Below are 18,552 nucleotides of genomic sequence, written 5' to 3' on the forward strand. Positions count from 1 at the left end.
GCATGGACCGGCGCATCCCGCCGTCCGTATCAGGCCGCGCGGCGCGCCTGTTGTGCCTCGACCTGGGCCACTGCCCAATCCAGCCAGGGCAGCAGCGCCTCGACATCGGCCGTGTCCACCGTTGCCCCGCCCCAGAGGCGGAAGCCCGGCGGCGCATCGCGATAGGGGGCGAGGTCGAAGCCCGCGCCCTCCGCCTCGATCATCGCCGCCATTTCCTTCGTTGCCCTGGCCTGGGCGGCGGCGTCCAGCGCCGTGAACCAGGGTGCCTTGATGCGAAGGCAGATGGAGGTGCAGGAACGGGTTTCCGGTGCCTCGGCCAGGAACGCCGCCCAGCCGCTCGCCTCCGCCCAGCGCGCCACCGCGGCCAGGTTCGCCTCGGATCGCGCGACCAGCCCCGGCAGCCCGCCCACGGACTCGGCCCAGCGCAACCCGTCCAGCGCATCCTCGACGCAGAGCATCGAGGGGGTGTTGATGGTGTCGCCCTGGAAGATGCCCTCGATCAGCTTCCCGCCCTTGGTGAGACGGAAGATCTTGGGCAGCGGCCGATCGGTGCGGAAGCCCTCCAGCCGCGCCACCGCGCGCGGCGACAGCGCCAGCATCCCGTGCGCCGCCTCGCCACCCAGCACCTTCTGCCAGGACCAGGTCACGACATCGAGCCGGTCCCAGGGCAGGTCCATGGCGAAGGCGGCGGAGGTCGCGTCGCAGATCGCCAGCCCCTGCCGGTCGGCCGGGATCCAGTCCCCGTGCGGCAGGCGCACGCCGGAGGTGGTGCCGTTCCAGACGAAGACCACGTCATGCGACCAGTCGGCCGCGGCGAGGTCGGGCAGGCTGCCATAGGGTGCCTCCAGCACCCGCGCCCCGTCCAGGCGAAGCTGGCCGATGATGTCTGTCGCCCATTCCTTCGAGAAGGACTCCCAGACCAGCACGTCCACCGGGCGCGGGCCGAGCAGCGACCACAGCGCCATCTCCACCGCGCCGGTGTCGGAGGCGGGCACGATGCCCAGCCGCCAGCCCGGCGGCAGTCGCAGCACCGCCTTCGACCGCTCGATCACCTCGGCGATCCGCGCCTTCGGGTCCGTCGCGCGATGGCTGCGCCCGACCAGCGCGCCCTCCAGGGCCGCGAGCGACCAGCCGGGCCGCTTGGCGCAGGGGCCGGAGGAGAAACACGGGTTGGCCGGCCGCCGCGTGGGCTTCCGGGGGGCGGGCTTCGCGGGGGCCGTCATGGCGAGGGCGCTCCTGTGCGTCGTCGGCGGCCCGGTCGGGGCCGGCCGCGGGAAGCGATATGCAACAGGAGGGCGCGGGAAGGGAAATGCCACGGCGGGGCGGGGCGGCCATGCGTCCGCCTCGGGACAGGCGGGCGGCGCCAAGCAACCCGCACCGCCAGGGGTCCGTTGCGCGGCCATGACGCATCACGCGCGGCTGACGCTGCTCCTCCTGCTCGGCGCCATCCTGGCCGCGCTCATCCTGGCCCCCAGCGTCCCGCTGACCGTCCTGGTCGCCGCGCTGATCGCCGTCGCCATCCGTGCTTTGGCCGACCCGCTGCACCGCCGGCTGCGCCTGCCGGAGGTCGCCGCCGTGCTGCTCGTGGTGCTGGCGCTGCTGCTGCTGCTGGGGCTGGGCACCCGCCTGGCCAGCGGTCCGCTGGCGGCCCAGGCCGAGCAGCTCGGGAAGCTCCTGCCCAGCTCACTGTCAGAGCTGGAGGAACGGCTGCAGGCCCGGGGCTGGGGCCGTTGGCTGCTGGGCAACCTCGACACGGATGCCCTGCGCAACCTGTCCTTCGGCCAACTGCTGCAGGGCGGCGGCCGCGCGGCGGGGCTGACCGTCGCGGCGGTCGGCGGCGTCTTCGGCGGGCTGGGCAGCACGCTCTTCACCGTGCTGCTGGGCATCTACTTCGCGCTGCATCCGGAGACCTACCTCGGCGGCCTGCTGCGGCTGCTCGCTCCGGAACTGCGACCGGAGGCGGTGCGCCTGCTGCACGAGGTCGGCGCGACCCTGCGCGGCTGGCTCGGCGGGCAGCTGTTCTCGATGGCCTTCATCGGCAGCTTCGTGGCCCTGGGCCTCTGGCTGCTCGGCGTGCCGCTCTTCGGGCTGCTCGCGGCGCTCTCCGCGCTGCTGGGCTTCATCCCGATCATCGGCCCGATCATCGCGGCGGTGCCGGCGGTGCTGCTCGCGGCCTCGCAGGGGCTGGACGTCGCGCTCTGGGTCGTGGCGCTCTACGTCGCGCTGCACGTGATCGAGGGCGACGTGCTCACCCCCATGATCCAGTCCCACGTCACCGCCCTGCCGCCGGGGTTGCTGCTGACGGCGCAGCTCTTCATGGGGGCGGTGTTCGGCCTGCTCGGCCTGGCCGTGGCGGCGCCACTGGCGGCGATCCTGCTGGTGCTGGGACAGCAAGGCTATGTCCGCCGCTGGGTCGAGGCGCGCGGGCGCCTGCTCCCCCCCGAAGCCGGGCCGGGGCCCCTGCCCCCGACCTCTTGACCGGCCGCCGTCTTGCCCGGCCTCGCCTGTCCTGCGCATGAGATGACGCGAGACAACCCCACGGTCACCATGAGCCGCCATACCCTCTCCCTGGTCGTCCTGCTCGTCGTCGTCGCGCTGGCGGTCTGGTTCGTGCCGCATGCGCTGCTGATCGGCTTCGCCGGCGCGCTGATCGCCGTGGGGCTGCGCGCCCTGGCCGCGCCGCTGGTGCTGCACACGCCGCTGACCGGCGGCTGGGCGGTGCTGGTGGTTGCGGCCGCCATCGCCGTGCTGTTCAGCCTGGGCATCTGGGTGGCGGCCGATCCGCTGACCGAGCAGGCGCGGCAATTCGCCGCCAGCCTGCCGGAGACGCTACGCGGCCTGCAGCAGCGCCTGGTCGACTACCCCTGGGCCCAGGCCGCCTTCGAGAGGCTGAACCCGGAGCAGATGCTGCCCAGCGCCGGCGACGCGGCGAACATGGCCGCGAGCGGGCTGACCGGCACCTTCGGCGTGCTGGGCGACCTGGTGCTGGTGCTGCTGCTGGCGCTCTACCTCGCCTCCGAGCCCTCGCAGTACCGGCGCGGCTTCACCGCCCTCCTCGCCCCGGACCTGCGCCCCCGCGCCATGTACGTGCTCGACATGGCGGGGGTGACACTGCGCGGCTGGCTGGTGGGGGCGCTCTGCGCCATGGCCTTCACCGGGACCATCACCTGGCTGGGCCTATGGCTGCTGGGCGTGCCGCTGGCGCCGCTGCTCGGGGCGATCTCGGCGCTGCTGGGCTTCATCCCCTATATCGGCCCGGTCATCGCCGCGGTCCCGGCGGCGCTGGTGACGCTGGGCCACGATCCCTCGCTGCTGCCCTGGGCGCTGGGGGTCTACTTCCTGGGCCAGACCATCGAGGGCAACGTGCTGACCCCGATGGTGCAGCGGCGCACCGCGGACCTCTCCCCGGCGCTGCTGCTGATGGCGCAGACGGTGATGGGGCTGCTGAGCGGGATGCTGGGCATCGCCCTCGCGGCGCCGCTCGCGGCGGTGGCCGTCACCGTGGTCAAGACCGCCTATGTGGAGGGCAAGCTCGAGGCGGAGTGACCGGTGCCGCAAGCGCCGGACGCTTGCGGCACGCTGCGGCGCAACAAATCTGTTCCGCATGCCCTATCCGCTCAAGCTCGGCCTGCTGCTCTTCGTGGTTCTCTTCCTGCTGCCCCTGGGCGTCTCGGCCCTGCGCTACCAGTCCAGCGGCGTCGGCGCCGGGTGGCGCACCGCCGACCGCTCCTCGGCCGGGCTGCTGCCGCCCGCGGCCTCGACGCCTCAGGCGGCGGTGCGGGTCTTCTCCGCGCAGACGGTGCGCTGGCGCGGCATCTTCGCCACCCATTGCTGGATCGTCTTCAAGCCGGCCGGCGCACGGCGCTACACGCGCTACGACTACACCGCCTGGGGCGACCCGATCCGGATGGACGGCTTCGAGCCGGACGGGCGCTGGTTCGGCCACGCGCCGCAGGTGGTGCTGGCCGTGGATGGCCCGGCCGCCGAGGCGATGATCCCCCGCATGCAGGCGGCCATTGCCGACTACGCCTGGAGGAACCAGGGCGACTACCGCGCCTGGCCCGGGCCGAACTCCAACACCTTCGTCGCCGCCGTGCTGGATGCGATCCCCGAGGCCGGCGCCGTCCTGCCGCCCACCGCCATCGGCAAGGACTACCCCTATGACGGGCGCTGGCTGCGCCCCACCCCGTCCGGGACGGGCTTCCGCCTTACCCTCGGCGGCTATGGCGGCCTCACCCTGGCCTGGGTGGAGGGGATCGAGCTGAACATCCTGGGCGGCGTCGCCGGGCTGGACCTGCGCCGCCCCGCCATCAAGCTGCCGGGGCTGGGGCGGCTTGGCATGGCCGGCCCGGATGGACCCAGCACCCCACCCGCCGGCCCGGAAACCCCGGCGGAAGGCGTGGCCCGGACGGGGTGACACCAACGGCGGGATGACCTGACCCTTGGTGCTGCCGTGTTCCGGCGGTGGACCGGGAGGGGACGCCGTCCCCTCCCGGACCCTCCCCTGCCGGGGCCACAAGCGGGCCCCGGTCCCCGCTGGGAGTCTGGTGCTTCCGGTGGGCGTCAGCCTGCGAGCTGATCCCTGACGGCGCGCGGACAGGTGGGACTCTGAAGAAGCGTCAGAGGGCGTCAGCAAGTGCTGCGGCCGTACCCGCCGAGGAGCATGGCTCCTCGGCGCCTCGACCCCGTCACAGCCAGCCGCGCGGCAGCGCTGATCGGGTCCAGGGCCCGCAGGGTCCTGGCGGAGTGGGGGTACGGGGGCGAGGCAGCGCCTCGCCCCCGGGCCACGGGCACCACGCCGACACGGATCATGGCATCCTGCCGTCCGTATGACCCCGCGCCGTGCCGTGCCCTCCGGAGGCGCGTCGGCGCTGCGCGTCGATCTTCCGGCGCGCGTCAGCGCAGCGCGGCCAGGCGCGCCGGATCGATCGTCACGCCGTGATCCAGCGGCCCGTGGCCATGGCCGTAGCCGGGCGCGGCGAGGATCGCGGCCCGGACATAGGCGCGGGCGCGGAGCACGGCGTCGCGCAGCGGCAGGCCCTGCGCCAGCCCGGCGGCGAGGGCGCTGGCCAGGGTGCAACCCGTGCCGTGGGTGTGGCGCGTGTCGATGTGCGGGCTGTGGAAGACCTCCGTGCCGTCGGGCGTGGCGAGAAGGTCATGCACCACCACGCCGGGCATGTGGCCGCCCTTCAGCAGCACCGCCGGCACGCCCAGCGTCAACAGCGCCTCCGCCGCGCGGTGCATGTCGTCCAGGTCGCGGATCTCCATGCCGGACAGCACCTCGGCCTCCGGCAGGTTGGGCGTGATCACCGCGGCGAAGGGCAGCAGGGCGCGCTTGAGTGTCTCCACCGCCTCCTCCGCCAGCAGCTTGTGGCCCCCCTTGGCCACCATCACCGGGTCGGCCACCAGCGGGATGCCGCGCGCATGGGTGCCCAGCACCTCCGCCACCGCCTCGATGGTGCCGGCATCGGCCAGCATGCCCGTCTTCAGCGCGTCGGCGCCGATATCCTCCAGCACCAGCCGCATCTGCTGCCGGAGGAAGTCCAGCGGCACGGGGTGCACGCCATGCACCCCCCGCGTGTCCTGCGCGGTCAAGGCGGTGATGGCCGTGGCCGCGTAGGCGCCGAGCGCGGTGACGGCCTTGATGTCCGCCTGGATCCCGGCCCCGCCGCCGGAATCCGAGCCGGCAACGATCAGGACGCGGCCCTTCACGCCCCGGCTCCGGCCAGTTCGCGCTTCGGCGCGACGGCGGCGCGGATGGCCTCCACCAGCCCCGCCACCGTCTCCTCCACCAGGGATTCCTCCTCCGCCTCGGCCATGACCCGGATCACCGGTTCGGTGCCGCTGGGACGGATCAGCACGCGGCCGCGGCGGCCCAGCCTCGCCTCGGCCTCGGCGATGGCGGCGCGCACCGCCTCGTCGCCCAGGGGGTCGCCGCCGGCATGGCGCAGGTTCACCAGCTTCTGCGGCAGCGGCTCGAAGCGGCGGCAGACCTCGCTGGCGGGCCGCCCCTCCTCGACCAGCGCCGCCAGCACCTGCAGGGCGGCCACCAGCCCGTCGCCGGTGGTGCCGTGGTCGGAGAGGATGACGTGGCCCGACTGCTCGCCGCCCAGGTTGCAGCCCGTCTCCCGCATCCGCTCGCCGACGTAGCGGTCGCCCACCTTGGTCCGCAGCAGCTCCAGCCCCTTCGCCTTCAGCCGGCGCTCCAGCCCCAGGTTCGACATCACCGTCGCCACCACCGCCCCGCCGCGCAGCCGTCCCTGCGCGGCCCAGGTCTCGGCGACCAGGGCGAGGATCTGGTCGCCGTCGATGATCGCCCCCTGCTCGTCGCACAGGACCAGCCGGTCCGCATCGCCATCGAGCGCGATGCCCAGGTCGGCGCGCCGCTCGCGCACCAGCTCCGCCATGCGGGAGGGCGCGGTCGAGCCGCAATCCTTGTTGATGTTGAACCCGTCCGGCGCGACGCCGAGCGAGACCACCTCCGCCCCCAGCTCCCACAGCACCGTGGGCGCGACGCGGTAGGCGGCGCCGTTGGCGCAGTCGACGACGATGCGCAGCCCGGCCAGGGTGGAGCCCTTGGGGAAGGTCTGCTTGGCCGCCTCGATGTAGCGGCCGGGGGCGTCGTCCAGCCGGCTGGCGCGGCCGAGCTTCTTCGGTGCGGCGAGGCCGGCGCCGGGGTCGCCCGCCATCAACGCCTCGATCTCCGCCTCCTGCTGGTCGGAGAGCTTCAGCCCGTCCGGGCCGAACAGCTTGATGCCGTTGTCCTCGAAGGGATTGTGCGAGGCGCTGATCATCACGCCTAGATCGGCGCGCAGCGAGCGCGTCAGCATGGCGATGGCCGGTGTCGGCAGCGGGCCGACCAGCACCACATCCATCCCCGCCCCGATGAAGCCCGCGGTCAGCGCCGGCTCCAGCATGTAGCCGGACAGGCGCGTGTCCTTGCCGATCACCACCCGGTGGCGGTGGGTGCCGCGGTTGAAGTAGCCCCCGGCGGCCTGGCCGAGGCGCAGCGCCGTCCCCGCATCCATCGGGCTGCGGTTCGCCACGCCGCGGATGCCGTCGGTTCCGAACAGGCGGCGGGCAGGGGTCGCGGCGACATGGGACATCGGGAACGGCTCCGCTCAGGGGCGGGCTGGCCGCCGGCAGAAACCGCTGCTGTAGCGCGGCGGCGGCGGGTGGGTCCATGGGGTGGGGCCGCCGCGCCGGACGGCGGCGAGGGTCAGGCCGCGCCCCGGTCGGCCGCGTGCCAGACGCGCAGCGCCTGCACCGTCTCCGCCACGTCGTGCACGCGCAGGATCGCGGCGCCGCGGGCAGCGGCGGCCAGCGCCACGCCGATGCTGCCGGGCCCGCGCCGTCCCGCCTCCGCCACGCCGGACAGGGTGCCGACGAAGCGCTTGCGCGAGGCGCCGACCAGCACCGGGCAGCCCAGCCCGGCCAGCAGCGGCAGGCGGTCGATCAGCTCCAGGTTGTGCTCCAGCGTCTTGCCGAAGCCGATGCCGGGATCGAGGGCGATGCGCTCCCGCGGGATGCCGGCGGCTGCGCAATCCTCCAGGCGTCCGGCCAGGTGCCGCGCCACCTCCAGCGCCACGTCGCCGTAGCGGGCCTGCGCCTGCATGGTGCGCGGGTCCGTGCCGGGCATGTGCATCAGCACCACCGGGCACCGTGCCTGCGCCACCAGCGGCAGCGCCGCCGGGTCGTGGCGCAGGGCCGTGACGTCGTTGACGATGGCCGCCCCCGCCTCCAGCGCCGCCCGCATCACCGCCGCATGGCGGGTGTCGATGCTGACCGGGGCGTGCGGCGCCAGGGCGCGGACCACCGGCAGGATGCGCGCGGCCTCCTCCTCCGGCGTGACCGGGGCGGCGCCGGGGCGGGTGCTCTCCCCGCCCACGTCCAGGATGTCCGCGCCCGCCTCCAGCATGGCATGGCCGGCGGCGACCGCGGCCTCGGCCCGCAGATGGCGGCCGCCATCGGAGAAGCTGTCCGGCGTGGCGTTCAGGATGCCCATGACCAGCGGCATCCCGGGTGCACGGGGGACGATCCCGGCGAAGGACGGCAGCGGCCGGGCCAGCGCCGCCAGGGCGCCATCCCAGCCGGGCGGCAGCCGGTCGGGGGGCAGCACGGCGATGGTGCGGCCCTCCTCGACCAGCCGGGCGAGGGTGAAGGCCGCGCCCTCCCCGCCCAGCGGCACTGCCGCCCCTGCCGCCACGGCGAGCGCCGCGCCATGACCGTGCAGCAGCGCCAGCGGCTCCAGCCAGCGTTCCGCCATCCCACCCCCCGAACATGATACGGGGGCCGCGAGGGCCCCCGTGCGATCAGACCGGCCGTCCGGCCTCAGGCGCCGGAGGGCGCCGGGTTCAGCCCACCCGGGCTGGGCCGGGGATTGGGCCGGCCGGAGGTCGGGACGGAACCGCGGCCCTGGTTCACCGGCTCGTCGGGGCGGTCGCGCACCACGGTCTCGCCGCGCAGGACCTGCCGGATCTCGTCGCCCGAGAGGGTCTCGTATTCCAGCAGCCCCTTCGCCAGGGCATGCAGCCCCTCGATGTTCTCGGTCAGGATGTGCGTGGCGCGGGCATAGGCGGAATCGATGATCGAGCGGATCTCGTTGTCGATCGCCTGGGCCGTCGCCTCGGACAGGTTCTTGGACTGGGTGACGCTGTGGCCCAGGAAGACCTCCTGGTCGTTCGAGCCATAGGCGATCATGCCCAGCTTGTCCGACATGCCCCATTCGGTGACCATCCGGCGCGCCTGGTCGGTCGCCATCTTGATGTCGCCCGAGGCGCCGTTGGACACCTTGTCCGCGCCGAAGATGATCTCCTCCGCGACGCGCCCGCCCATGGCCATGGCCAGCTCGGCCTTCAGCTTGGACTTGTGCTTGGAGTAGCGGTCGCCCTCCGGCAGGGACATCACCAGCCCGAGCGCGCGGCCGCGCGGGATGATGGTCGCCTTGTGGACGGGGTCGCACTCCTCCTCGTTCAGCGCGACCAGGGCATGGCCCGCCTCGTGATAGGCGGTCATGCGCTTCTCCGCCTCGCTCATCACCAGACTGCGGCGCTCGGCGCCCATCAGCACCTTGTCCTTGGCCTGCTCGAACTCCAGCATGCCCACGGTGCGGCGGCCGGTGCGGGCGGCCAGCAGCGCCGCCTCGTTCACGAGGTTGGCGAGGTCGGCACCCGAGAAGCCCGGGGTCCCGCGCGCGATTACCTTCGGATCGACGTCGGAGGCCAGCGGCACCTTGCGCATGTGCACGCGCAGGATCTTCTCGCGCCCGTTCACGTCCGGGTTCGGCACCACCACCTGCCGGTCGAAGCGGCCGGGGCGCAGCAGCGCCGGGTCCAGCACGTCCGGGCGGTTGGTGGCGGCGATCAGGATGACGCCCTCGTTGCTCTCGAAGCCGTCCATCTCGACGAGCATCTGGTTCAGCGTCTGCTCGCGCTCGTCATTGCCGCCGCCCAGCCCGGCGCCGCGGTGGCGGCCCACCGCGTCGATCTCGTCGATGAAGATGATGCAGGGGGCGTTCTTCTTGCCCTGCTCGAACATGTCGCGCACGCGCGAGGCGCCCACGCCCACGAACATCTCGACGAAGTCGGAGCCGGAGATGGTGAAGAAGGGCACGTTGGCCTCGCCGGCCACCGACCGGGCGAGCAGCGTCTTGCCGGTGCCCGGGGGCCCGACCAGCAGCACGCCCTTGGGGATCTTGCCGCCCAGGCGCTGGAACTTCTGCGGGTCGCGGAGGAACTCCACGATCTCCTCCAGCTCACCCTTGGCCTCCTCGATGCCGGCGACGTCGTCGAAGGTGACGCGGCCCTGCTTCTCGGTCAGCAGCTTGGCGCGGGACTTGCCGAAGCCCATGGCCCGGCCGCCGCCGCCCTGCATCTGGCGCATGAAGAAGACCCAGACGCCGATCAGCAGCAGCATCGGGAACCAGGACAGCAGGTAGTGGAAGAGCGGGTTGATGTCGCTCTCCTCCGGCCGCGCCTCCACCCGCACGCCCTTCTCGGTCAGGCGCTGGACCAGCTGCGGATCCTCGGGGGTGTAGGTCTGGAAGGTCCGCCCGTCCGAGAGCTGGCCGGAGACGATCCGTCCCTGGATGCGCACGTCCCGCACATGGCCGGCCTGGACCTCGTTCAGGAAGTCGGAATAGGCGACCTGCTGACCACGCGCCTGGCTGCCGGTGGAAGGCTGGAACAGGTTGAACAGCGCCACCAGCAGCAGCGCCACGATGACCCAGAGCGCGAGGTTCCGGCCGAAATTGTTCACTGGGGGGTTTCCGTCCTGCCGCCGGGCAGACCCGGCACGGTGCACAAGATAGGGACAAGAGGCGCCTTCTGGAACCTCAACCTGACCATTTCGCCATGTAACCGAGGGATTCTAGGCCACGGCGCCCCCGAGAGGGGCGAATTCGGGGCCGGGCTGCGGCCAGGGGCGCAGGCGCTCCGCGACCCGCAGCGCCGGCAGCCCCCGCCGCACGAGGGCGGGCAGGCCGGAGGGTTCCCCCACCCGGCCCTCCCCGAGCGCGCCGATCGTCGCGCCGGGCGGGAGGGCGGCGGCCAGGGCGGGCGGGACGCGCCAGCGCCCGTCCCAGACCGCCTCCGCCCGCGCCGGCACCGCCGGGGCACAGGCCGCCGGTTCCCGGCCCAGCACCCGGCCCCGCCACAACGCTCCGGCCAGGGTGCCGCCGCCCCGCTCCAGCAGGTGCGCCACCCCCGCCCGCGGCGGCGGGTGCCGGGCGCCGGAAACGGCACGCAGCAGGCGCGACAGCGCCGCCCGCGCCACGGCGTCCCGCCCCAGCGCCGCCGGGTCCAGCCGCACCCAGCCCTCGGGACGGAAGACGGCGCAGCCGGCCAGCCGCTCCGCCACGGCCGCCTCCTCCCGCCCGCGGCGGCGGGCGAAGGCGGCGGCGGCCTCGGCCAGGGCGGCCATGCCCGGGCCGGTGCCGTCCGGGTCGGCCAGGGCGGCGCGCAGCCGGGCACGGGCGAAGCGCGGGGCATCGTTGGAAGGATCGCGGAGGGGGACCAGACCCGCTTCCGCCACCACCGTCTCCAGCCGGGCGGGCGGCATTCCCAGCAGGGGCCGCAGCAGCAGCACCGGCCCGGCCGGGCGGGCGGGCGCCATCGCGGCGAGCCCGGCCTCGCCGGACCCGCGCAGCAGGCGGAACAGCAGCGTCTCCGCCTGGTCGGCGCGATGGTGGCCCAGCAACAGCCAGGGCGCCCCCAGCCGGCCTGCGGCGTCGGCCAGGGCGGCCAAGCGGGCCTCCCTGGCGCGTTCATGCAGGGCGCCGCCGCCGGGCAGGCCAAGGGCGAGGGACAGCACCGGCATCCCGCGGGCCCGCAGCATCGCCGCCACCCCGGCCGCCTCGGCATCGCTGCCGGGCCGCAGCCCGTGATCCGCGACCAGCGCGGTGGCCGCGCCGCCACGGGCCGTCGCCCAGCGGGCGGCGAGCAGCAGCAGGGCCAGGCTATGGGGTCCGCCCGACACCCCCACCGCGAGGCGAGGGGACGGGCCGAAGGGGCCGAGCGGCGCCATCAGCGCCGCGAACTCCGCCTCGCCGATCGAGGCGGCGTTTGGGGTCAGCGGCAGCCGGCCTGCTGCCGGGCCCGCGTCGCCCGGTCGTTCAGCCCGCCGGACAGGCGCGGGAACTGGCTGCGCAGGTCGTCCAGGGTCTGGCAGGCCTCCCGCCGCGCGCCGAAGCCGTTGAAGGCGCTGGCCAGCCCGACCAGCGCCTCGGGTGCCCGGCTGGACTGGCGGTTGCGGCGATAGGCGTCGTCGAAGGCCAGCGCCGCGTTCTGGAAGTCGCGCCTGCCCAGCAGCGCCTCGCCGAGCAGGAGCTGCGCGTCCTGCGTCCGGGGGGAGTTGCGGGTGGCCAGCGCCTCCCGGGCCGCCGCTTCGGCGGCGGGGTAGTCCCGCCGCCCCAGCGCCGCCTGGCCATCCGACAGGGCCCGCTCGGGCGTGCGGGGGGCAGGGGCCGCTTGAGCCGGGGCCGGGGTGGGGACCGGGCTGGCGGCCGGCGCCGCGGGGCGGGCGGGGGGCGGCGTGGCGGGCGCCCCGCCGCCGGCGCGCCCGGCCTCCAGTTGCTGCAGCCGGTAGTCCATGTCGCCCTGCAGCTTCTCCACCACCTGCTGCAGGTTCCGGAGGCGGTAGTCCGCCTGCTCGGCCTGGCCGCGCAGGCGACGGACCTCCTCCTCCAGGGCATTCACGCGGTCGAGCAGCGGGCCGATCAGCTCGCTGCCCCCGCCTCCCCCGCCGCGTGCGACGGGCGGGGGGGCGACGGGGGCGGCGACGCCGCCGCGGCGCAGCATCTCCATCTCCTGGCGGAGCTGCAGGATCTGGTTCTGCAGCATGATCCCCTCCCGGCTTTCCACCTGCGCCTGCGCAGGGGGAATGACGGCCGGGGCGGCCAGCAGGAGGAAGGCGAGCAGCGCGCCGCGCATCAGGCCGTCCGTCGGATCAGCGGACGACGGTCACGGCGCGGCGGTTCTGCGCCCAGGCCGACTCGTCCGAGCCCAGGGCCGCCGGGCGGTCCTTGCCGTAGGAGATGGTCTGGATGCGGCTGCCGGCCACGCCGGAGGCCACCAGCACGTCGCGCGCGGAATTGGCGCGGCGCTGGCCCAGGGCGAGGTTGTACTCGCGGGTGCCGCGCTCGTCGGTATGGCCCTCGAGGGTCACGGCGACCTGCGGGTAGCGGCCCAGCCAGGAGGCCTGGCGCACCAGCACGTCGCGCTGGTCGGAACGGACGGCGCTGGAGTCGAAGTCGAAGAAGACGCGGTCGCCGACATTGGCCACCAGATCCTCCTGGCTGCCCGGCCGGACGCTGCCCATGCCGCCGGCACCGGCGGAGGAGCCCGCGCCGGTCGCGGCGCCGGCCTGGTCGTCGTTGCTGGAGCAGGCGCCCAGCAAGGCAATGGCGGCGAGCGCGCCCAGAAGCTTGGTCTGCATGATGTCCCGATCTCCTTGGTCTTGCGGGGGGTCTTTTCAGGGCCATCCGACGCGGCGTGGCGCCGGCACAAGCACGCTGCGCCCCTACAGTTGCATCTTGGCCACGGTCAAGCGCACGAGCCGAGCGGAATCAGGAGAGCAGGGGCGACCAGGAAGGATCGGTGGCGTCGGTGGGGGTCACGACCTGCCGCTCGTTGAAGCCGGCGATGTCGATCATGGACATCCGCGCGCCATAGCCGTTGCCGCGGGAATCCCGTGCCGGGCTCTCGCGGTAATAGGCGAGGACCCGGCCGTTGGGGGCGAAGGTCGGGCCCTCCATGCCCCAGCCCTCGGTCAGGATGCGCTCGCCCGTGCCGTCCGGACGCATCACGCCGATGGCGAACTGGCCGCCGCCGAAGCGGGTGAAGGCGATCAGGTCGCCGCGCGGCGACCAGACGGGCGTGGCGTAGCGGCCGCGGCCGAAGGAGATGCGCCGGGCCCCGCCGCCGCCGGCATCCATGACGTAGAGCTGCTGGTCGCCGCCGCGGTCGGAGTTGAAGACGATCTGCGACCCGTCCGGGCTGAAGCAGGGCGAGACGTCGAGCCCGCCGCCGGAGGTGAGCTGCCGCTCCCGGCGCGAGCCGAGGTCGACCACGAAGATGTTGGCGTCGCCGCCGCGCATCGAGGAAAGCACCACCGAGCGCCCGTCCGGCGAGAAGCGCGGCGACAGGGTCATGCCCTGGAACTGGCCCAGCACCTCCTGCCGGCCGCTGTCCAGGTTGAACAGGTACACCCGCGGCTGGTTCTGGTAGTAGGACATGAAGGCGATCTGCCGCGCGTTCGGGTGGAAGCGGGGCGTCAGCGCCTGGAAGCTGCCATCGGTCAGGAAGCGGTTGTTCTCGCCGTCCTGGTCCATGATGGCGAGCCGCCGGGTGCGGCGGTCGCGCGGCCCGCTCTCGCCGACATAGACGATGCGGGTGTCGAAATAGCCCTTCTCGCCCAGCAGCCGCTCGTAGATCACGTCCGAGATCAGGTGGGCGATGCGGCGCCACTGCGCGGCCGGCGCGGTGAAGGCGGTGCCCTGGATCTGCTGCTCCGGCAGCACGTCCCACAGGCGGAACTCGACGCGCAGCTGTCCGCCCTGGTCGGCGACGCGGCCGGTGACCAGCGCCTTGGCGTTGATCACGCGCCAGTCCTGGAAGCGCGGCGTGGCGGAGGCGGCCTCGGCGCTCTGCACGAAGGCGGCGTTCTGGATCGGGCGGAACAGGCCCGAGTTGCGCAGGTTGTTCTGGATCACCTGGGCGATCTGCGCGCCCTGCGGGCCGGGCAGGGCCGGCACGGCGATCGGGATCGGATCGGTGCGCGCCCGGGTGACGTCCACCACCGAGGTCTCGCCCGGCGTGGCCGGCTGGGCGAAGGCGCGCAGCCCCGGCACGCCGGCCGCCACCGTGGCGGCGCCCAGAAGTGCGGCGCGTCGTGTCACGCGGCTGTCCATCCCGTGGTTCCCCCAAGATCCCATGAGCGACGGGAACATCCCCGGATCGCCCGTCAAATCAAGCCCCGCGCGTGTCACGAAGCGTGGCGCCCGGCATCGCTCAGCGCGCGAAGTCGCGCGGGTTGAAACGGAAGACCGTGTCGCGCAACGCCGCGAGACGCTCGCGCGGCAGCGGCAGCGGGTTGCAGCGCGGGTCCATCAGCGCGCGGCGCGCGGCGTCGAATACGGCCCGCGCCCGCGGCTCGCTCGGCGCCGAGCCGTTGGGGCGCACGTTGCGCACCGTGCCGCCGGCATCGACCTCCACCCGCAGCTCCACCACGATCGAGGAGACGTTCAGCGCGCCGCTGTCCACCGCCCAGCATTCGCTGATGGTGTTGGCCAGCGCCGTGCGCTCGCCGGCAGAGAGCGCCGCCGTTCCGCTGGGTGCACCGCCACCCGGGCTGCCCCCGGCCGCGGGCGCGCCGGCGGCAGCGGCGGGCGCGGAGTTCGGGCGGCCGCGCGGCGGCGTCTGCTGCGCCTGCTGCTGCGCGCGCAGGCGCTCCAGCGTGTTCTGCACCGTGCTGCTTCGCTCCTCCGGCCGCTGCACCGGCGGCGTGCGCCCGGTGCCGGCCTGCTGGCTGGGCTGCGGGGGTGGCGGCTGGCGCGGCGGCGGGGTCGGCGCCGGCGGGGTCGGCGTCGGGCGCGGCGGGGTCTGCGGCCGCGGCGGCTCCGGCGGGCGGGGCGGCGGCGGGGTGGGCGGTGGCGGCGGCGGCGGGGGCTGGCGCACCGGCTCCGGCGTCGGCGCCGGCGGCGGGGGCGGCGGGCTGGGCGGCGTGGGACGTGGCGGCGGTGGGGTCGGCGCCGGCGGGGTCGGCGTCGGTGCCGGGGCGGGCGGCGGCGGGGGTGGGGGCGGCGGCGGTTCGGGCGGCGCCTCGCGCGGCGGCTCCGGGGGCGGCGGCAGCGGCACGGGCGCGGTCGCGGGCGGCGCCTGGTCCTCGCTGGGCGGGTTGGGGGCGGCGATGGGGGCCGGGGCGTGGGCGAGCTGCGTCGGCAGGTCGGAGACGACCTCGACCGGAATCCCCATCTCCTGCGGTTCGGGCAGCTCGCGGCCCGGCAGCTTCAGCAGCAGCGCCAGGATGACGAGGCCGTGCAGTCCCGCCGAGATCCAGGCCCAGGCGCGCAATCCGCGCGGCCAGCGCATTCGCATCCCCTCCCCGACCCGGCGGCCCTCAGCGCGCCGGCGGGCGCGCGGCGGCCGGCCGGCTGCCGGATGCGGGCTGGCCCGCCGGGCGCGCGCCGCCGGCCGGCTGCTCCGCCAGCAGGGCGACGCGGGTGAAGCCGGAGGAGACCACGGCACCCATGACCTCCATCACCCGGCCATAGGAGTTGGTGCGGTCGCCACGCACGAAGATCCGCCGCTCCGGCGCGCCCGGCTGCTGCTCGGCGCGGATCGCCTCCAGCCTGGGCACCAGGGCGGCAAGGTCGATCTCCGTGTCCTGCAGGAAGATCTTGCCCTGCGGGTCGACGGTGACGGTCAGCGGCTCCTGCTCCTGGTTCAGCGGCGCGGCGCTGGTCTTGGGCAGGTCGACCGCGACGCCCGAGGTCATCAGGGGCGCGGCCACCATGAAGATGATCAGCAGCACCAGCATCACGTCGACCAGCGGCGTGACGTTGATCTCCGCCATCGGGCGGTAGCGGGAGCGCCCCTTGCCCGGCGCGTTCAGCGAGACGGCCACGGGGTCAGGCCGGGCTGGCGGCCGGGACCTCTTCGGCCTGGCGCGAGAGGATGGTGCCGAACTCGGCGGCGAAGGCTTCCAGCCGCGCGGCGTAGCGCGACAGGTCGGTGTTGATCTTGTTGTAGGCCAGCACCGCCGGGATGGCGGCGACGAGGCCGATGGCGGTGGCGAAGAGGGCCTCGGCGATGCCCGGCGCCACCACGGCGAGGTTGGTGTTGTTGTTGCCGGCGATGGCGCTGAAGGAGTTCATGATGCCCCAGACCGTGCCGAACAGGCCGACGAAGGGGCCGACCGAGCCGACCGAGGCCAGGAAGACCATCCAGCGCTCCAGCCGCTCCATCTCGCGGCCGATGGTCACGGCCATGGCGCGGTCGGCGCGCTCCTTCACCCCCATCAGGGCGACGGCGGCGCCGACGGAGCCGGAGGTGCTCGCCTGCCACTCGCGCATCCCGGCGCCGAAGACGGCGGCCAGCGGATGGGTCGGGCGGTCGCCCTCGCTGCGCTGCAGCTCCTCCAGGGAGCCGCCGGACCAGAACTTCTCCTCGAAGGCATCGGCGGCGCGGTTGGCGCGGCGGATCGAGGTGACCTTCTCGAAGACGATCGCCCAGACCCAGACGCTGGCCAGCAGCAGGCCGACCATCACCGCCTTCACCACCCAGTCGGCCTGCAGGAACAGGCCCCAGAGCGACAGGTCGTGCGCCATGGGGGCGAGGTTGCTCGCCGTCACTCCGTCACCCACCGGGCCATCCTTCCCCTCTCGATCCCCCGGCGATCAGGCCGGACGGACCACGACATCCGCCAGGGCGGAGGACCAGGGCTCGGGGATGCGCGCCGCGCGAAGCCCCTCCCGGCTGACGCAGACCAGCCCCACCCTGAGCCGCGCCCGCACCCCGCCGTCCTCATCCGTCACGTCCTGCGCCAGATCGAGCGACGCCCCGCCCAGCCGCGTCACCCGCGTCTCGACCACCAGGGCGTCGTCCAGCCTGGCCGGGCGCAGATACTCCACTTCGATGCGCCGCACCACGAGGAACAAATTGTGACGTTCGATCAGAAGTTGGTGCGGCAAGCCCATGTCGCGCAAGGATTCCGTGCGTGCCCGCTCTGCCCAGCGGAGATAGCTGGCATGATAGGCGACGGCGCCCGCGTCGGTGTCCTCGAAATAGACCCGGATGGGGAAGCGGTGCGCGTGCATCCCGCGGGCGGTTACCCGGCTTCGCGGCCCAGCGCCAGGGCCGGCGGAGGCGGCGATGCGGGCCGCCCGGTGCCCGTTGCCCCCGGCCCCCCGCTTTCCGGGCCGGGACGGCGGCCCCGCCCCCGGGGTCAGCCGCTGCCGATCAGGATGCCGGCGGCCACCACCAGCGCCCCGCCCAGCACCACCTTGGCGGCGGCGGAGAGAGGCGGCGTCCCCATGAAGCGGGCCTGCACCCAGGTGATAGCCGCCAGCTCGACCAGCGTCGCCGCGCCCGCCAGGCCGATGGCCAGGCGGAAGTCCGGGATGAGGAAGGGCAGCGTGTGGCCCAGCCCGCCCAGCGTCGTCATCAGCCCGCAGACCAGCCCGCGCAGCAGCGGCGCCCCGCGGCCGGAGAGCCTGCCGTCATCGGCCAGGGCCTCGGCGAAGCCCATGCTGATCCCCGCACCGAGGCTCGCGGCCAGACCGACGACGAGGGCGTCGCGGGGCTCGCGGGTCGCGAAGGCCGCGGCGAAGACCGGCGCGAGGGTGGAGACGGAGCCGTCCATCAGCCCCACCAGCCCGGGCTGGATGATCTGGAGCACCAGCCGACGGCGGGCCTCCTGGTCCTCGGCCTGGCGCGCGGGCAGGTCCAGGCGGCGGTCGGCGATGGCGCCGGCGCGCTGGAGGTGGTCGCCCTCCGCCGCGGCCAGGTCACCCAGCAGGCGGCGGGTGGCGGTATCGCCGGAACGCGCGGCGGCCTGGAGGTAGAAGCGGCCCGCATCCGCCTCCATTTGCTGCGCGTGGCGCCGGATCGCCTCGATGCCCTGGGCCATGACACGCCAGGCCGGGGCACGCCGCGGGGCACCGTGGATGTGGTCGCGCCGGATGAGCGGAATGTGGTGGCCGAAGCGCCCGGCATAGAGGTCGAGCAGCGCGCGGCGGTGGCTCTCCTCCTGCGTCGCCATCTCGTCGAAGACACCGGCGGTATCGGGATGGGTCGGGCGGAGGGTCTCCGCGAAGTCGCGGTAGATGCGCCCGTCCTCCTCCTCGCTGGAGATGGCGACGGCCAGGATCTCCCGCTCCGTCAGGTCGTCGAACCGCTGCATGACGGCGGGCTTCTCACGCCCCGCCATAATTATCAAGCTATATCAATAACTTAAAGCAACTCACTTGCAGTTGCAACTTCAGTCGGAGCCGATTGGCCGCCTCGTTCCCCGTGACGGGCCCTCATCCCGGCTTTGGCCGCGCCCGGCCATCAT

Annotated in this window: 17 protein-coding genes; 3 read left to right on the forward strand and 14 right to left on the reverse strand. The window is 74.2% G+C overall.

What is annotated here, in order from left to right:
• Positions 1–29 precede the first annotated feature (29 nt).
• Positions 30–1,223: a phosphoserine transaminase gene (locus tag LPC08_RS15660; RefSeq protein WP_230449166.1), complete on the reverse strand. Its 1,194-nt coding sequence runs from the start codon at positions 1,221–1,223 to the stop codon at positions 30–32.
• 178 nt (positions 1,224–1,401) lie between these two features.
• Between LPC08_RS15660 and LPC08_RS15665 the strand changes: the two genes are divergently transcribed.
• The 3 genes from LPC08_RS15665 (at position 1,402) to LPC08_RS15675 (ending at position 4,417) form a co-directional block, all read left to right on the forward strand.
• Entirely contained in the window at positions 1,402–2,478 is a 1,077-nt protein-coding gene (locus tag LPC08_RS15665; RefSeq protein ID WP_230449167.1) for an AI-2E family transporter, read from the forward strand.
• 69 nt (positions 2,479–2,547) lie between these two features.
• Entirely contained in the window at positions 2,548–3,546 is a 999-nt protein-coding gene (locus LPC08_RS15670) for an AI-2E family transporter (RefSeq protein ID WP_230449168.1), read from the forward strand.
• A gap of 58 nt (positions 3,547–3,604) precedes the next feature.
• The gene (locus tag LPC08_RS15675; protein WP_230449169.1) at positions 3,605–4,417 is read left to right on the forward strand and encodes a DUF3750 domain-containing protein; all 813 of its coding nucleotides are present in this window, start codon (positions 3,605–3,607) and stop codon (positions 4,415–4,417) included.
• Between the two features lie 479 nt (positions 4,418–4,896).
• Here LPC08_RS15675 and thiD read toward each other — a convergent pair whose 3' ends face one another.
• From thiD to mbfA, 13 genes are all read right to left on the reverse strand, one after another.
• Positions 4,897–5,712, reverse strand: a complete 816-nt coding sequence (gene thiD / locus LPC08_RS15680; RefSeq protein ID WP_230449170.1) for a bifunctional hydroxymethylpyrimidine kinase/phosphomethylpyrimidine kinase — start codon at positions 5,710–5,712, stop codon at positions 4,897–4,899.
• Entirely contained in the window at positions 5,709–7,106 is a 1,398-nt protein-coding gene (gene glmM / locus LPC08_RS15685) for a phosphoglucosamine mutase (protein WP_230449171.1), read from the reverse strand. The genes thiD and glmM overlap by 4 nt, the downstream gene beginning before the upstream one ends.
• Before the next feature lie 113 nt (positions 7,107–7,219).
• Complete coding sequence (gene folP, locus LPC08_RS15690) at positions 7,220–8,266, reverse strand: dihydropteroate synthase (RefSeq protein WP_230449172.1); 1,047 nt, start codon at positions 8,264–8,266, stop codon at positions 7,220–7,222.
• 65 nt (positions 8,267–8,331) lie between these two features.
• Positions 8,332–10,257: an ATP-dependent zinc metalloprotease FtsH gene (ftsH, locus tag LPC08_RS15695; protein WP_230449173.1), complete on the reverse strand. Its 1,926-nt coding sequence runs from the start codon at positions 10,255–10,257 to the stop codon at positions 8,332–8,334.
• A gap of 111 nt (positions 10,258–10,368) precedes the next feature.
• Positions 10,369–11,523, reverse strand: coding sequence for a tRNA lysidine(34) synthetase TilS (gene tilS, locus LPC08_RS15700; protein WP_230449174.1), 1,155 nt, complete (start codon positions 11,521–11,523; stop codon positions 10,369–10,371).
• 44 nt (positions 11,524–11,567) lie between these two features.
• Positions 11,568–12,428 (reverse strand): YbgF trimerization domain-containing protein, encoded by an 861-nt coding sequence (locus LPC08_RS15705; protein ID WP_230449175.1) that lies wholly within the window; start codon positions 12,426–12,428, stop codon positions 11,568–11,570.
• 16 nt (positions 12,429–12,444) lie between these two features.
• Positions 12,445–12,933: a peptidoglycan-associated lipoprotein Pal gene (gene pal, locus LPC08_RS15710; RefSeq protein ID WP_230449176.1), complete on the reverse strand. Its 489-nt coding sequence runs from the start codon at positions 12,931–12,933 to the stop codon at positions 12,445–12,447.
• Between the two features lie 130 nt (positions 12,934–13,063).
• On the reverse strand, positions 13,064–14,407 hold the full coding sequence (tolB, locus tag LPC08_RS15715; protein WP_230449177.1) for a Tol-Pal system beta propeller repeat protein TolB: 1,344 nt from the start codon (positions 14,405–14,407) through the stop codon (positions 13,064–13,066).
• Between the two features lie 100 nt (positions 14,408–14,507).
• Positions 14,508–15,587: a cell envelope integrity protein TolA gene (gene tolA, locus LPC08_RS15720; protein WP_230449178.1), complete on the reverse strand. Its 1,080-nt coding sequence runs from the start codon at positions 15,585–15,587 to the stop codon at positions 14,508–14,510.
• A gap of 28 nt (positions 15,588–15,615) precedes the next feature.
• A complete protein-coding gene (tolR, locus tag LPC08_RS15725) occupies positions 15,616–16,071 on the reverse strand; it encodes a protein TolR (RefSeq protein WP_441295843.1) in 456 nt (151 codons plus the stop codon).
• 55 nt (positions 16,072–16,126) lie between these two features.
• Positions 16,127–16,825 carry a protein TolQ gene (tolQ, locus tag LPC08_RS15730; RefSeq protein ID WP_370643358.1) on the reverse strand — a complete coding sequence of 233 codons (699 nt, stop codon included), beginning with the start codon at positions 16,823–16,825 and terminating at the stop codon, positions 16,127–16,129.
• A gap of 69 nt (positions 16,826–16,894) precedes the next feature.
• Positions 16,895–17,314 carry a YbgC/FadM family acyl-CoA thioesterase gene (locus tag LPC08_RS15735; RefSeq protein WP_230449181.1) on the reverse strand — a complete coding sequence of 140 codons (420 nt, stop codon included), beginning with the start codon at positions 17,312–17,314 and terminating at the stop codon, positions 16,895–16,897.
• A gap of 128 nt (positions 17,315–17,442) precedes the next feature.
• The gene (gene mbfA / locus LPC08_RS15740; RefSeq protein ID WP_230449182.1) at positions 17,443–18,399 is read right to left on the reverse strand and encodes an iron exporter MbfA; all 957 of its coding nucleotides are present in this window, start codon (positions 18,397–18,399) and stop codon (positions 17,443–17,445) included.
• Positions 18,400–18,552: the final 153 nt, after the last annotated feature.

Origin of the sequence: Roseomonas sp. OT10 (assembly GCF_020991085.1) — a bacterium.
GTDB classification, from domain to species: Bacteria; Pseudomonadota; Alphaproteobacteria; order Acetobacterales; family Acetobacteraceae; genus Roseomonas; species Roseomonas cutis.